This is a genomic window from Flavilitoribacter nigricans DSM 23189 = NBRC 102662, from assembly GCF_002646595.1.
GTDB lineage: Bacteria > Bacteroidota > Bacteroidia > Chitinophagales > Saprospiraceae > Flavilitoribacter > Flavilitoribacter nigricans.
This window is the reverse complement of the sequence record NZ_PDUD01000010.1, coordinates 144,389-158,235: the sequence shown is the minus strand read 5'-3', so window position 1 is coordinate 158,235 and position 13,847 is coordinate 144,389. Positions and strand designations below refer to the sequence as shown.

Below are 13,847 nucleotides of genomic sequence, written 5' to 3'. Positions count from 1 at the left end.
TTTATTCCGGCTGGTATAGTTCCGCTACTTTTTTGAGAATATCCAGTCGCACCTGCTGGGAATTGACCCGGCGGTACGCACTCTTCGTTTTGTAAGCAACCACAACGTCCATTTCCGGATAAACGGTAATGCTCTGACCCATGGCTCCCATGGCCGAATAGGCATTTTTCAGCCTTTCGTCCTTCACGTTTTCCCAGAGCCACCACATATAACCGTAGCCGAAATCGACGCCGGTACCGTGGAAAATAGGCACATTATTATTGACTTCCTGGTAGGTCGTACGCTGTTTCAGCATTTCGTCGATCCAGCTTTCGCTGATGATCTGCTGTCCGTCCCAGTTGCCGCGGTTCAGCATCAGCAGACCGATCCGGGCCATGTCGCGGGTAGAGAACCACATGTGGTAGGCAGGGAATCTGGAGACTTCCAGGTTGCCGGATTTGCGCTGCAGTGAGTGGTCCCAGTCCTGCATCCGGAGTGGTTCGGCCAGTTGTACGGTCACCTCATCGTGGATATCCTTACCCGTCTGGCTTTCGAAGATATAACCGGCCGAATTAAAATCCCAGTTGTTGTAAAGCCAGTAATTTCCGGGTTTTTCCACGCCCCGTTTCGGCGCAAATTCCAGGAAGTCGCCGGGATTGGATGCTTTGAGAAAAATACCCGAACGGGCGGAGATCAGATCCTGGACAGTAGCCTCCTTTTCCCGGGGCAGGAGGGGCGTGACATCATCGATGCCGAGGTCCGCCAGCGATTTGCTCAGGTCGATCTGCCCGTTTTCCACGTAGCGACCGTACAGCATGGCGAGCACACTTTTGCGGCAGGAAGCGATATAGCTGTTCTCAACGATGTCACCGTAATCAAAAACGATCTGTCCTTTATGCACGACCACCATGCCGGTGATGTGTGTACTGTCGACCAGATAGCGAAAGAGGTCACGGCCCTTGTCGCGGTCCCAGCCATCCTGTTCCGGCGTTTCGTTAAAAGTCCATTCCTCACCCGGAAAAGTCTGGGCCTGAGCTGTAGCCGTGCTCAGCAATAGCAAAAGGAAAAATCCCTGAAAAAGTGTTTTCATATTCCCGAAAAGATTATTAACAAATGAAGAACGATGCGTGGTCAGTTGCCGCCATGTGCGGGCCGGTGGCGATACCGGAGACCCCGGCATTGCCTTTGGCACCAATCAGCACGAATATCTTGGTGAATTGATGACTTGCTCCGTATTAGATCGGTGGAAATTCGTGCTAATTCGTAGCCAGGTACTGTATGCTGAACCTGCGGTTAATAATTTTCGGAAATCTTAGTGGGGCTCCTTATCCACCTAAAAATATTCAAAAAAATTCGTTGCGGCTATGATTCTCCGGACAATATCCAAAAAGTACGTTCCGCTCGCCGAAGCGCGTCGTCGCTCTGCCAAAATCATAAATTAATGGTTATTTTGTTGGCAAAACAGAAATGCAGCTAGTATGAAGAAATTGAGTTTGATCGTTTTAGGTATCGTCGCCATCGGGTTAATGAGTTGGAACGGACCCATCGTTCCCGGGGATCTGATTGAACGGGATCTCCCTTATTTGCTGGAATTTTACAAAACCCGCCACCAGCACCCGGAAATATCCCTGCAGGAGAAGGAAACCGCCGAAGCGCTGGCCAAAGAGTTGGAGCAACTGGGTTTTGAAGTGACCAGAAGTTTCGGGGGGCACGGCATTGTCGGCATTCTGAAAAACGGAGAAGGCCCTCAGATCCTGTACCGCACGGATATGGATGCGTTGCCGATGGCCGAGCGGACGGAGCTACCTTACACCAGTAAAAATGTCCCCGGAACGGATGGCCCCGGCGCCATGCATGCCTGCGGTCACGATATGCACATGACCACCTGGCTCGGTACGGCCCGCGCACTGGCCCAGATGAAAGACCAGTGGAAGGGTACGCTGATGATGATCGGTCAGCCGGCCGAGGAAATTGGCCAGGGTGCGAAGATGATGATCGATGAGGGGCTGTATCAGAAGTTCGGCGTGCCGGATTATGCCGTGGGACTGCACTGCAGCCCGACCATCCCCGCGGGCCAGGTGGGATTTGGTAAAGGATATACCATGGCCAATACGGAAAAGATCACGATCAATGTATTCGGCAAGGGCGCGCACGGAGCTTCCCCCCATATGTCGATCGACCCCGTGGTGATCGCGAGTATGATCGTGATGGACCTGCAGACGATAGTCAGCCGAAATATCAAACCAACCGATGCGGCCGTCGTGACGGTAGGAGTGTTCCAGAGCGGTACGGCCTATAATGTGATCCCCGATGGTGCCAAACTGGAACTGACGGTTCGGACCTACGCCGAAGAGACCCGACTGTTTGTGCACAAGCGGATCAAGGAAATTACCCGGGGTGTGGCCCTCGGAGCCGGCCTGCCGGAAGATATGATGCCGGAGGTAATTATCCCGGATGTATTTACGCCGGCGAATTACAACGATCCGGAACTGGTGGATCACCTGGTAGCTTCCGCTCAGAAAGCCATCGGTGCGGAGCAGGTGATCGACGCCGAACCGCTGATGATCGGAGAGGATTTCTCCCGCTACGGACTCACCCCCGAGGATGTGCCGGCAGTACTGTTCTGGCTGGGTACCGCCCCCGAAGAGCGTCTGCAATCCGGCGATCTTCCCGGTCTGCATTCTCCTTTTTACTACCCGGATCCGGAAACTTCCATTGAAACCGGTGTGAATGTAACTTCGCAGGGATTGATCGACTTGTTCAACGGAAAATCCTGATCCTTGGAGGCCGGTCGGGGCTGTTGGAACCGGGCCGGCCTCCAATGTCCAATTGCTATCGTATGAAGCGCTTTCTACTGTTCTGCTGTCTGGGTGGCAGCCTGGCTTTAAGTGCCCGGGATACTATTCCACTTTATCCCAACCGGTTTGCTCACCAGATCCGGGAAGAATTAGCCGCCGGAACCCTCCGTAAAGTGCGTGCTGCCTGGGAATATACCTATATCGGACGCCAACGGGAAGCCTTCAAAGTACACGATTATTACATCACCGACCGGATGGGGTTCGATACGCTGACCATGGAGCAGATCGCCTACTTTCGGAATTTCCATCCCATTAATGCCAAAGCCGAAATTCTGCGCCGGGCAGCGAATGAGCGGATCGTGCTGATCAATGAATCGCATATCAATCCCCGGCACCGGCATTTCACTAAAGATTTGCTGTCCGGTTTACGAGCGGTTGGCTTTCAGTATTTCGGTCTGGAAGCTTTGAGTAATTGTGCTTCCTTACCGGAGGAATTTCCCTGTGATAATGAACTGAATGAACGAGGGTATCCACTCTACTCCAAAGCATCCGGTAGTTATGTGCGGGAACCCCAAATGAGTCGCCTTATCCGCGAAGCTCATCGCCTGGGATTTCAACTGTTTGCATACGAAAATTTTGGTGATGATCGGGACTCAATGCAGGCCGTCTACATTGCCAAAGTCATTGAACAGGACCCGGACGCCCGGATCGTCGTGCTTTGCGGTTTTGATCACAATATCGAAGTGCTCGACAGCGAAGCGAGATCTCGCTACCAAAAGCGAATGGCTTACCATCTCAAACGGATGACCGGCATCGACCCGCTGACGATCAACCAGTATTTGCTGAGCGAAACCCACGATGGCATGGCTACCGGTCTATACCGGATGATCAATTTGACCCAGCCCAGCGTCTTTACAGATGAGCAGGGGAAGTTATTCAGCGGCTGGCCGGGCACGGATGATCGTTTTGATATGCTGGTTTACCATCCGCGTACCCAATACGTGCTGGAACGTCCGGTCTGGCTCGTAAATGAGCCGGGCAACCAATTGTATTTCCCCGATAAAGAAAAAATTACGATCCATTATCCGATCATCTTTAAAGTCTGGCCGGCGGGAGATCTGGAAAGCGCAGCACCCATTGAAGTGATTGAACGAAGCCGGGCGGAAGAGCGTATTCCTTTAATCCTACAGCCCGGTAAATATCGGTTGAGACTGGAAAACCCACAGGGCGAAAGCCAGGAGTGGGAAATTGAAGTTGAATGATATAAATTACGCAAAGTGGTTTGGTCCTGACGCGCTAGTCACAGTCAGGATTCCCAAACCACTTCGGTCAGTATGGCTACCTTTTTACTGAAGCCCACAAATCAGCTCCTAATTCCCTCGGCCTGAGTGGAAAAGCGGCCAAGTATAAATGTCCGATCTTCAAATAGCGAATCTCTACACCTAAACACTTTACTACCTTCCAACCTTACCACATACTTAAACCTGCGAAATATCCAGCGGCAGCAGGAATCGCCGAATGATATTGGAAACAGAATTGGCGTATTCTTCCAGGCCGGAGAGCTCCTTCCAATCCGGGTGATCGATAAAAGCCTTCCAGTTGGCATCGCGCTCTTCCATATCTTTGAACGTAAGCATGTAGGTAAGAGCGGGCATCTCCGGACCGCTGAGCAGATGACCGAAGAATACGGGATGCAGCCCGGTTTCCAGGAAAATGGGTAATTCGCCGTTGTTGAACATTTTTACTTTCCGGCGCACGGCATCTTCGCTGTAACCTTCATAAGTCCGTAATTCAAAGATGCGAGATTCCGCCTTCGGCGCTTTCATCTCGGGCATGACCGAAAAGGCCCGCATCAGCCAGGTGTCAAAGCGGGTATACACGGTATTATCCTGCGGGATCATCCGGTAGTCCTTTTCCGCCTGCTGGTAGTCTTCGTCCTCACTGAGGAATTCACCGACGCCCCCAAAATGCTCCATGGAGACATAAGGGATCAAGAGGTAGATCTTGGTAGGTTCCGGCGCTGACATTTCTTTGAACACCCCCACCGTTGGGCAGCCGTAGCGATTAAGCGCCGGGATTAAAGCGGAGGAAAGGTAACTGGTCAGCCGATTGAGAGCTCCGCCGCGTTTCAGGGTATAGACCCGCAGTTCGTAGATCTGCTGGGTGGCCACCGGTGCGGACTGATTACTCGCAGCGGCCGTTCCGATCGTAGAGGCGGTAATAGCCGTAGCCGCGGTTGTTTTTATGAAATTCCGTCTTTTCATAAGTCGTTTTGTTTTGCAGTTTTAAAATTATGCGGTTTTAGTCAACTTACTTCCTGAGTTTTCGCAATTTAGGGCCTATCCATTCATTCTTTGCAAATTCACCATCATGATACGTTTATTTACCCTGTTTTTTGTGGTTGCCGGGCTGGCGGCCTGCGGGAATTTGGAACTTACTGAGGATCGTGAAACGCTGCCTTCCAGCCTGTCGGTCGCCGAACTGGATACCTTCCCGTTCGCGTCCAGTATCCGGGCGCTGGAGGTGGTTAATGACAGTACGGTGTGGTTTGCCGGTTCCGGGGGAGTTTACGGTTATACCCAAGACGGTGGACAAAACTGGTACACTGACAGTCTGCGCTGGGATAGTCTACAACCCCATTTTCGCGCTATAGCGGTAACGGACGAAGCGGTGTTTTTACTAAGTATAGCTTCTCCGGCCCTGTTGTTTCGCTCTACGGATCGGGGCCAAAGCTGGCAGCTCGCTTACCGGGAAGACGATCCGGCAGCCTTCTATGATGCCATGACCTTTTGGGATGAGCAGCACGGAATTGCCATGGGCGATCCGACGGATGGTTGCCTCTCCGTGATCATCACCCGGGATGGCGGCCGTACCTGGCGAAAAGTAGACTGTGAAGATCTACCGGCCGCCGAGGAAGGAGAAGCGGCCTTTGCCGCCAGTAACTCCAACATTTCCGTGTACGGCGATCACGCCTGGATCGTCAGCGGCGGCGCTCGCGCCCGGGTGCTCCACACTCCCGACCGCGGGCAAAGCTGGGAAGTATTCGATACCCCGATTCGGGAAGGCGGTCAGATGACGGGAATCTACACAGTCGATTTCCTGGACGAACAGCATGGGATCATCTTCGGTGGCGACTGGAACGACAAACCCAACAACTCCAGCAACAAAGCCATGACCAGCGACGGCGGTCGCACCTGGCAGCTCATAGCGGACGGCCAGGAACCGGGCTATCGCTCCTGTGTGCGCTATGCCCCCGGTACAGACGGGCAAATGATTCTGGCGGCGGGTATTCCCGGCACTTCCTATTCCCTGAACGGAGGCGAAAGCTGGGAAAAACTGAACGATCAGAGTTTTTACACCTTTCGTTTCGGAGATAGCTGGCGGGTAGTCTGGCTGGCGGGAAATGGCAAGGTGGCACGGTTATTGATTAGTGGCAGAACCACTTGAGTGGCAGAACCACGCTATACGCGCTAGCACGATTTTTGCGTTGTATTGCTGCGAATGAAACAGCAGTACCTAAACATACTATGCATACTACTCTTGCCGGTAGCGGTCTGGGGGCAGACCGATCTGTGGCAAAATCAGCGGAGCCGGGTACTGCTGCCGACCTCCGATACTTTACTGCTAGATACCTTCACCATCATCCCCAATTCCATTCTGATCCGGGATACTTTGTCAAAAAGTCGTATCGATACGAGTACATACCGGACGGACGGGCGCTTTATCTATTGGAAAAAACGTCCTATTACCATGATCCGTATCGATTACCGGGTATTTCCCTTTGATATCGGCCGGCCCGCACAGCGGCTGGATACCAGCCGCATAGCCAACGAAGAAGGTATTCTGATGCTGGACTATAATCCCTTTGAAAAGGATGAACCGGCCATCGATTTCAAAGGATTACAGTACAATGGAAGCTTCGCCCGCGGGATTTCCTTCGGTAATAGCCAGGATCTGGTACTCAATTCGCGATTCAATCTACAAATGGCCGGCGAGATCGGAGACGGCATAGAAGTCGCTGCCGCGATCACCGATGAAAATATTCCCCTACAGGCGGAGGGAAATACCCAGCAGTTGCGGGAATTCGACAAGGTATTCATTCGTCTGCGGAAGGACAATAACCAGTTAATTGCCGGGGATTACGAATTACAGCGTCCGCAGGGGTACTTTATGAATTATTTCAAAAAACTGCAGGGGGCTACCTTCAGCAACCGACTGGATTTGACCGAAGAAGCGAGTCTTACCTCCAATGCCAGCGTCGCCGTGGCGCGTGGTCAGTTCACCCGCAACCGGATCGTAGCGCAGGAAGGTAACCAGGGGCCTTATAAACTTCGGGGCGCTCAGGGCGAACGCTTCATCATCGTACTGGCCGGTACGGAAAAGGTCTGGATCGATAACGAGCTGATGCAGCGGGGCCTGGAGCAGGATTATATCATCAATTACGACCGGGGCGAACTGACTTTTACTCACCGGCGTCTGATCACCAAGGACAGCCGGATCGTGGTGGAATTTGAATATTCGGATCGTGAATACGTCCGCTCCCTGTATGCGATCAACTCCAATTACCAGAATAAACGGGCCAGCTTTTATGTGAATATGTTTAGCCAGCAGGATAGCCGGAATGCTACCGGAGATACGCCCCTGTCGGACGCAGATAAACTCGTACTGAGCCAGGCTGGGGACGATCTGGGGCTGGCGCTGGTTTCCACGATCGACACGCTGGATCAAACGGCTGCTACCCGGGCAACTTACGAACTGATCGATACCAGCTTTCGCTGCGGGGGCGTAGATTCCGTATTCCAGTATCTCCGGTACGAAACCGATCCGGAACGGGGCCGGTATGTTGCCCGCTTTACTTTTGTGGGAGCCGGTAACGGAGCTTACGAACTGGATCCCGAAAACATAGCCAATGAAAAGGTCTATCGCTGGGTAGGTTATGATACCTTGAGCTGTCAGCCGGCGGGGAGTTATGAACCGATCCGGCAGTTGACGGCGCCCCAGCAGCAACGCATGCTTACGGCCGGAGGTGCCCTGCAGATCAAAGGCGGTAACCTGCGGGCGGAAGTCGCTTACAGCCAACTGGATCTCAACCGGTTCTCCAACCTGGATAATGCCAACGATCGGGGCGTAGCGGTATTCAGTCAACTGGAACGCAGCACGCCACTGGGTGCCGATTCGAGTAAGTGGCAATTGTACACCGACCTCAGCTATGAATACAAAGCCGCCACTTTTCAACCGCTCAACCCTTATCGTTCTCCGGATTTTTTGCGCGACTGGAACTTGGTCGATATTCAGGGGCAGGGCACCGTGGAGCAGGCGGATGAACACCTGGGGCTGGCGGGAATCGCCCTGCAAAGACGCGGACTGGGAGAGCTTGGCTATCGCCTGAGCACTTTTCTGCGGGATGAATTGTATAACGGCTGGCGACACCGGGCTAATCTGGACCTGAATACTGCCGGCTGGCAGGTAAACGGTCTGCTGGACTGGGTCAATACCGAAGAAAGCACCAAGAACACCAGTTTATCGCGCCCCCGGCTCAATATTCGCAAGACTTTTGAAAAACTCGGCGGCTGGTCGGTAGGCTGGCAGGCCGAGCGGGAAAAAAGTGAGCGCTACGGAATCGCTTCGGATACCCTACAGGCCAACAGTTTTTTTTATGATCGGCATCGGCTGTTTCTGCGCAGTCCGCAACAGGATAACTTTCAGCTCGAAATGAGCTACCGCGACCGGCAGGATTACGCTCCGGTGATCCGGGAATTCTCCCGTTCTTCCCGGGCTAAGGAAGGCAACCTCAACGGTACCTGGAACGCACGGAACGAAGTGCATCAATTCACGCTTACCGGCAACTTGTCTTACCGCCAGCTCAGTATTCAGGATCAGGAGCTCACCGATCAGGACCCGGCGGAAACTTTCCTGGGCCGGTTTGATATCAACACCAATCTCTGGAAAGGCGTACTGCGCACCAATACGACTTACGAGATCGGTTCGGGGCAGGAACCCAAGGTAGAATTTACCTACGCCCGGGTGACGCCCGGATCGGGAACCCACATCTGGTTGGATTCGCTGTATAATAATGATGGGAAAATCCAGTTTAATGAAATGGAGATCGCTCCTTTTCAGGATCTGGCGGATTATGTGCGGATCAGTGTGATCACGGATGATTTCATTCGGACGGATAATGCGGGGCTGAATCAGAGCATCAGCATCGATCCCCGGCGGATCTGGCGGAGTGCGACCGGTTTTCGGAAGTTTTTGGGGCGGTTTTCCACGCTGAGCAATTTACAGATCAACCGAAAGACCAGAGCATCGGATGCCGTCAATGCCTGGAATCCATTGCAACTGAATGTGCCGGATACGGCCCTGGTTGCCCTGAATGCGAATATGCGGAATACGTTGTTTTTTAACCGGGCGAATCCCGATTTTTCACTGCAGTTGGGACAGTCGGACAACCGCAACCGCATTGTCCAGACGACCGGTTACGAAAGTCGGCGGCTGTCGGAGTACTTTCTACAGGGACGCGCCAACTTCAGCACCGCACTGAGTAGTGAAGTGAAACTGAGCTGGGGAGAGAAGGCCAGCGATTCGGAATTTTTTAATAATCGCGATTACACCCTGGCTTTTCGGGAACTCGAGCCGGAAGTAACTTATCTACCTTCCCGAAATTTCCGGTTGATCTTTAACTATAAATTCCGGCAGGATCGCAACGTCCTGAGTGGGGGAGGTGATGAGGAAGCGGTACAGCACAATCTCGGCCTGGAGGGAACTTTTCGTCCCGGCCAGTCATCCTATGGACTGAGTTTCTCGTATATTAATGTAGATTTTACCGGAGCGACGAATTCTCCGGTAGGTTTTGCGATACTGAACGGCCTGCAGCGGGGCGAGAATTTTCTGTGGAACATCAATCTGAACCGGCAGCTCTCCAAAAATATTCAGCTTTCTCTTAGTTACGAAGGCCGGAAAACCGGTACGGCGGGGGTGGTCCATGTGGGACGGGCGCAGGTGGCAGCCACTTTTTAGCATGGCAGAACGACGGATCACTATACCAAAGAACCCTGAACTGTCCGCTTTAAAACAGAATTGAAGCGCTTTTTTTCGGGAAATTTGTAAAATATGGGTGTCTTTTAGATCAGAAGAGGAGCTCATATGTTGGAAAATTATGGCTTTGAGCAGCTACGATAGCTACTACATATATCTTATTGAACCTTCTGAAAAATGCCACACTTACCGGCAACCGGATTAAAACTGGTTACTGCCGGCAGGTGCTGCCTGTCTGCCGTGGTGTACGGTGGAGACGGCCCCTGTTCATAAGATTTACTACGTACCAAATTTAAAAATGTCAGATGATCAGTAGATTTTTACCCCTCGTTTTGTTATTGGCTCTTTCGACAAGTCTTTCGGCGCAACATATTTTCTGGCGGGATGTCAGCATCGCTCCCGGAACCGGTCGGTCGGATGACGGCACGGTCAATATTAAGCAGTTTCGCCCGGTAACGGTGGACATGTCCGCTTTTAAAAGCCTGCTGGCAAACGCTCCGGAGGAAAGTGCCGGCCAGGGCCGGAATACGCTGGAAGTCACCTTCCCGCTACCCAACGGAGAGACCGAAACCTATCTGGTGGTCCATTCTCCGTTGATGATGCCCCGTCTGGCGGCAAAATATCCCAACATTCAATCATTCCGGCTGATAGGCACCCAGCGTGCCAACAGCAGCGGCCGGATGACCTACGGTACCAACGGCTTATCCGCGATCCTGCGGACCCGTTTTGGCGAAGTGTACATTGATGCCCTTACGCTGGAGCGGGACGATCTCTATCGCGTCTATTTCGGTCGGGAGGTGACATTGGAGTCGGATGGTTCTATTGCCCTGGATTGCGGGCTGAGTCCGGAAATGACGCCGGAAACCCTGGAAGCGGATGAATGGGAGGCAGAGAGACCCGTATCCGGCGGTCGAAGTGGCGCCGCTTCCGTGGATCTCCGCGTTTACTCTCTGGCGCTGGCCTGTACGGGCGAATACGCGCAAACCCACGGCGGGACTAAAGAATCGGTACTGTCCAGCTTTAACGAGGCCGTATCCCTGCTCACGGAGATCTACGAAAGTGAATTGTCGATCCGCTTCATGCTGATCGAAGATATTGAAAAACTGATCTGGCTGGATCCCCAACTGGATCCATTTGTGAACGCCAACGGTGGTCTGGCCCTGGTCAATCAGATCAGCGATGCCTTCACCACGGATGCGAAGATCTCGCTTTCTTCCTTTGACCTGGGGCACCTGTTTACCGGCGACTGCACGGATGTGGGCGGCGTTGCCCCCGGTCGGGCCTGTAATTTCGGTCGGGAAAAAGGCGTAACCTGTCACTCCTCTTCCAACGTGAGTTTAATGGTGCGCCGGATCATGGCCCATGAGGTCGGGCACCAGTTTTCCGCTTCCCATTCCTTTACCAATTGTCCGCCCAGCCAGGGAGCTGTGGTCGGTGGGAAAGCGGTAGAACCCGGCTCAGGATCCACCATCATGTCCTACGCCGGACTCTGCGGTAACCAGAACCTCATCAACGATAACGACGGCTATTTTCACGTACAATCTCTGGAAGAGATCATGACCTACAGTCGCGAAGGAACCGGTCGTACCTGCGCCACCCAGATCAGTATTGACAATACCGAACCGGAGGCCCGGATCGACTATGCGGATGGGTTTTATATTCCCGTCAATACCCCATTCCAGTTGACGGGTAGCGGTTCCGACCTGGAAGACGAAGACCTGACCTATTGCTGGGAGCAATTCGATGTGGGGCCGTTGAGTGTGCTGGGAGATCCCAGTGGTAACACGCCATTATTTCGCTCCTACCCACCGACCTCGATCCCGACCAGGGTATTTCCCCGGATCGAGGACATCGTTACCAACACAGCCAACCGCAACGAACTGATGGCCGATTATGCCCGGGATATGACCTTCCGAATGACGGTTCGGGATAATCACCCCGGCGGAGGAACGGCCGCCTGGCAGGAAGTGGCTTTTCACACCACGGATGTAGCCGGCCCGTTCATGGTCTTGTCGCCCGATACAGACCGCCCGATGTGGGAGGCTGGTACTTATCAGAAAGTAGTCTGGGAAGTAGCGAATACCAACCGCGACCCGGTAAATTGCCAATTTGTCAATATCCGCCTATCTACCGATGGTGGCTTCAACTATCCCTATGTACTGGCCACGGGTGTCCCCAATACCGGCTCGGCCATGGTGCCGGTACCGAATATCGAAACGGTGGCGGCCCGCATTAAAGTGGAGGCCAATGACAATATCTTCTTCAATATTTCTTCACAGAATTTTCGGATCACTGCCCCCACCAGCGCGGGTTTTACAATGACTCCTTCGCAGAATAATCAGAACGTTTGCCTGCCGGATCTGGTAAGTATTGATCTGGCTACCCAAAGTTTTCTGGGATTCAATGAGGATATAACTTTCGAAGTCATGGAAGGCCTGCCGAATGACGCGGCATTTGATTTCAGCCCGGCCATTATTAAACCCGGAGAGACTTCTACTTTGCGGATCGACATACCGGACCGGAACAATACCGGTGCCTACGAGGTGAAACTGCGAGCCTACGTGCCGGGGCGCGATACGGTGGTACAAACCCTCTACCTCAACCTGACCTCGAATGATTTTAGTGACGTGAGTATCGTTGAGCCGATGGACGGAGAGAACGGCATTGGCCTGACCACCACGCTGGCCTGGACCGAATCCGCCAATGCCAGTAAATACGAAGTGGAACTGGCCAATAATCCCAGTTTCGAAGATCCGTATCTACTGGATGCTTCGGAACTGGCGGAAGGAACCACCGAATTTGAACCGGACGTTATTCTCGAAGAAAATACCCTGCACTACTGGCGACTCCGGCCGATCAACGAATGTAGTGACGGTGAATACCTGCCGGTGAATACTTTCCATACCGAAAATCTGATCTGCACCGGCTTTACTTCAAATGATACGCCCGTAGTGATCCCGGGTTCGGGCCTGCCAACCAAGACCTCGGTGATCTCCGTTGATTTTGACGGGACCATCAGCGATCTGAACATTCCTTTGGTGAAAGGGAGCTACCAGCCGGTGAGCAGTCTGCGTTTATCGCTTACCAGTCCGGCTGGAACGGAAGTCATCCTGTTCGACGGCAACTGCGGAAATACAACCGACCTATTAATCGGATTTGACGATCAGGCTCCGGACACCCTGACCTGTCCGCCGGATGACGGCATCGTTTTCCAACCGGTCAAACCCCTCGCTGATTTTATCGGCGAATCCACCCGGGGCGACTGGACCCTGAAGGTGCAGGTGATCAGCTCCGGTTTTGGTGGTGTTGGGAATATTGGGGAATGGCGACTGGAGTTTTGTGCCAGTTCTACACCCATCGATCCCGTGCTGGTGACCAACGATACGCTCTACGTGCCGCCGGGACTGGCCAATCCCGTGATGGCCGATGTACTGGAAACACTGGATGAGGATAACGGCCCGGAAGACCTGAAATATACGCTGGTACAGGCACCGGCTTCCGGTACTTTGTATTTTCTCGATCAGGCTCTTTCGGTAGGGGATACCTTCCGGCAGGCGACGATCAATGCCTTTAACCTGTACTATGCCAATGAAGATCCGGACGCCCGATTGGATCAGTTCATTTTTGTAGTGGAAGACGGTACCGGCGGCTGGATACCACCCCAGACCTTCACCATCAAGATCGATAATACGGCCATCGTGGATACGGATGATCCCGAATTGGTGCCGGAACGGATTCTGTTGTATCCGAATCCGGCGCGGTCCAGTTTCCGACTCCAACTGCCGGGACCGCTGGAACAGGCGGCTCAGGTATCGCTGTTCGACGCCAGAGGCAGTCAGGTACAACGTTCGTTGATGTCCGTTGGAGAACAGGAGCAACTGATCCAGGTTGGGGACCTGCCCCGCGGGCTTTATTTCGTCCGGTTGCAGATCGGTGCCAGCGTGTTGACCCGACGGGTGATCGTGCAGTAAATCAAGAACGAGATTACCTCGGTCTGTTCTGATATTCAAACCGGGAAAGGATGCGCAGTCCTTT

At 53.2% G+C, this 13,847-nt stretch carries 7 protein-coding genes; 5 read left to right on the top strand and 2 right to left on the bottom strand.

The annotated features are described in order from the left end of the window. Position 1 precedes the first annotated feature (1 nt). The gene (locus CRP01_RS06860) at positions 2-1,069 is read right to left on the bottom strand and encodes a serine hydrolase domain-containing protein (RefSeq protein ID WP_170110262.1); all 1,068 of its coding nucleotides are present in this window, start codon (positions 1,067-1,069) and stop codon (positions 2-4) included. 388 nt (positions 1,070-1,457) lie between these two features. Between CRP01_RS06860 and CRP01_RS06855 the strand changes: the two genes are divergently transcribed. Together CRP01_RS06855 and CRP01_RS06850 are read left to right on the top strand one after the other, a co-directional pair. Continuing rightward, positions 1,458-2,756 (top strand): M20 metallopeptidase family protein, encoded by a 1,299-nt coding sequence (locus CRP01_RS06855; RefSeq protein WP_099149278.1) that lies wholly within the window; start codon positions 1,458-1,460, stop codon positions 2,754-2,756. Between the two features lie 62 nt (positions 2,757-2,818). Further along, positions 2,819-4,039, top strand: coding sequence for a hypothetical protein (locus CRP01_RS06850; RefSeq protein ID WP_099149277.1), 1,221 nt, complete (start codon positions 2,819-2,821; stop codon positions 4,037-4,039). A gap of 216 nt (positions 4,040-4,255) precedes the next feature. Here CRP01_RS06850 and CRP01_RS06845 read toward each other — a convergent pair whose 3' ends face one another. Beyond that, positions 4,256-5,041 carry an NIPSNAP family protein gene (locus tag CRP01_RS06845; protein WP_099149276.1) on the bottom strand — a complete coding sequence of 262 codons (786 nt, stop codon included), beginning with the start codon at positions 5,039-5,041 and terminating at the stop codon, positions 4,256-4,258. Between the two features lie 106 nt (positions 5,042-5,147). On the opposite strand from CRP01_RS06845, the gene CRP01_RS06840 reads away from it, so the two are divergent. The 3 genes from CRP01_RS06840 to CRP01_RS06830 all read left to right on the top strand — a co-directional run bounded on the left by CRP01_RS06840 (position 5,148) and on the right by CRP01_RS06830 (position 13,783). Then, a complete protein-coding gene (locus tag CRP01_RS06840) occupies positions 5,148-6,224 on the top strand; it encodes a WD40/YVTN/BNR-like repeat-containing protein (protein WP_099149275.1) in 1,077 nt (358 codons plus the stop codon). 54 nt (positions 6,225-6,278) lie between these two features. Beyond that, positions 6,279-9,794: a hypothetical protein gene (locus CRP01_RS06835; RefSeq protein ID WP_143473298.1), complete on the top strand. Its 3,516-nt coding sequence runs from the start codon at positions 6,279-6,281 to the stop codon at positions 9,792-9,794. 323 nt (positions 9,795-10,117) lie between these two features. Then, positions 10,118-13,783, top strand: coding sequence for a reprolysin-like metallopeptidase (locus CRP01_RS06830; protein ID WP_099149273.1), 3,666 nt, complete (start codon positions 10,118-10,120; stop codon positions 13,781-13,783). Positions 13,784-13,847 lie beyond the last annotated feature (64 nt).

Coding starts and splice junctions, on each gene's coding strand:
- CRP01_RS06845 (WP_099149276.1), bottom strand. CDS start 5,041: ATGAAAAGACGGAATTTCATAAAAACAACCGCGGCTACGGCTATTACC.
- CRP01_RS06840 (WP_099149275.1), top strand. CDS start 5,148: ATGATACGTTTATTTACCCTGTTTTTTGTGGTTGCCGGGCTGGCGGCC.
- CRP01_RS06830 (WP_099149273.1), top strand. CDS start 10,118: ATGATCAGTAGATTTTTACCCCTCGTTTTGTTATTGGCTCTTTCGACA.
- CRP01_RS06850 (WP_099149277.1), top strand. CDS start 2,819: ATGAAGCGCTTTCTACTGTTCTGCTGTCTGGGTGGCAGCCTGGCTTTA.
- CRP01_RS06835 (WP_143473298.1), top strand. CDS start 6,279: ATGAAACAGCAGTACCTAAACATACTATGCATACTACTCTTGCCGGTA.
- CRP01_RS06860 (WP_170110262.1), bottom strand. CDS start 1,069: ATGAAAACACTTTTTCAGGGATTTTTCCTTTTGCTATTGCTGAGCACG.
- CRP01_RS06855 (WP_099149278.1), top strand. CDS start 1,458: ATGAAGAAATTGAGTTTGATCGTTTTAGGTATCGTCGCCATCGGGTTA.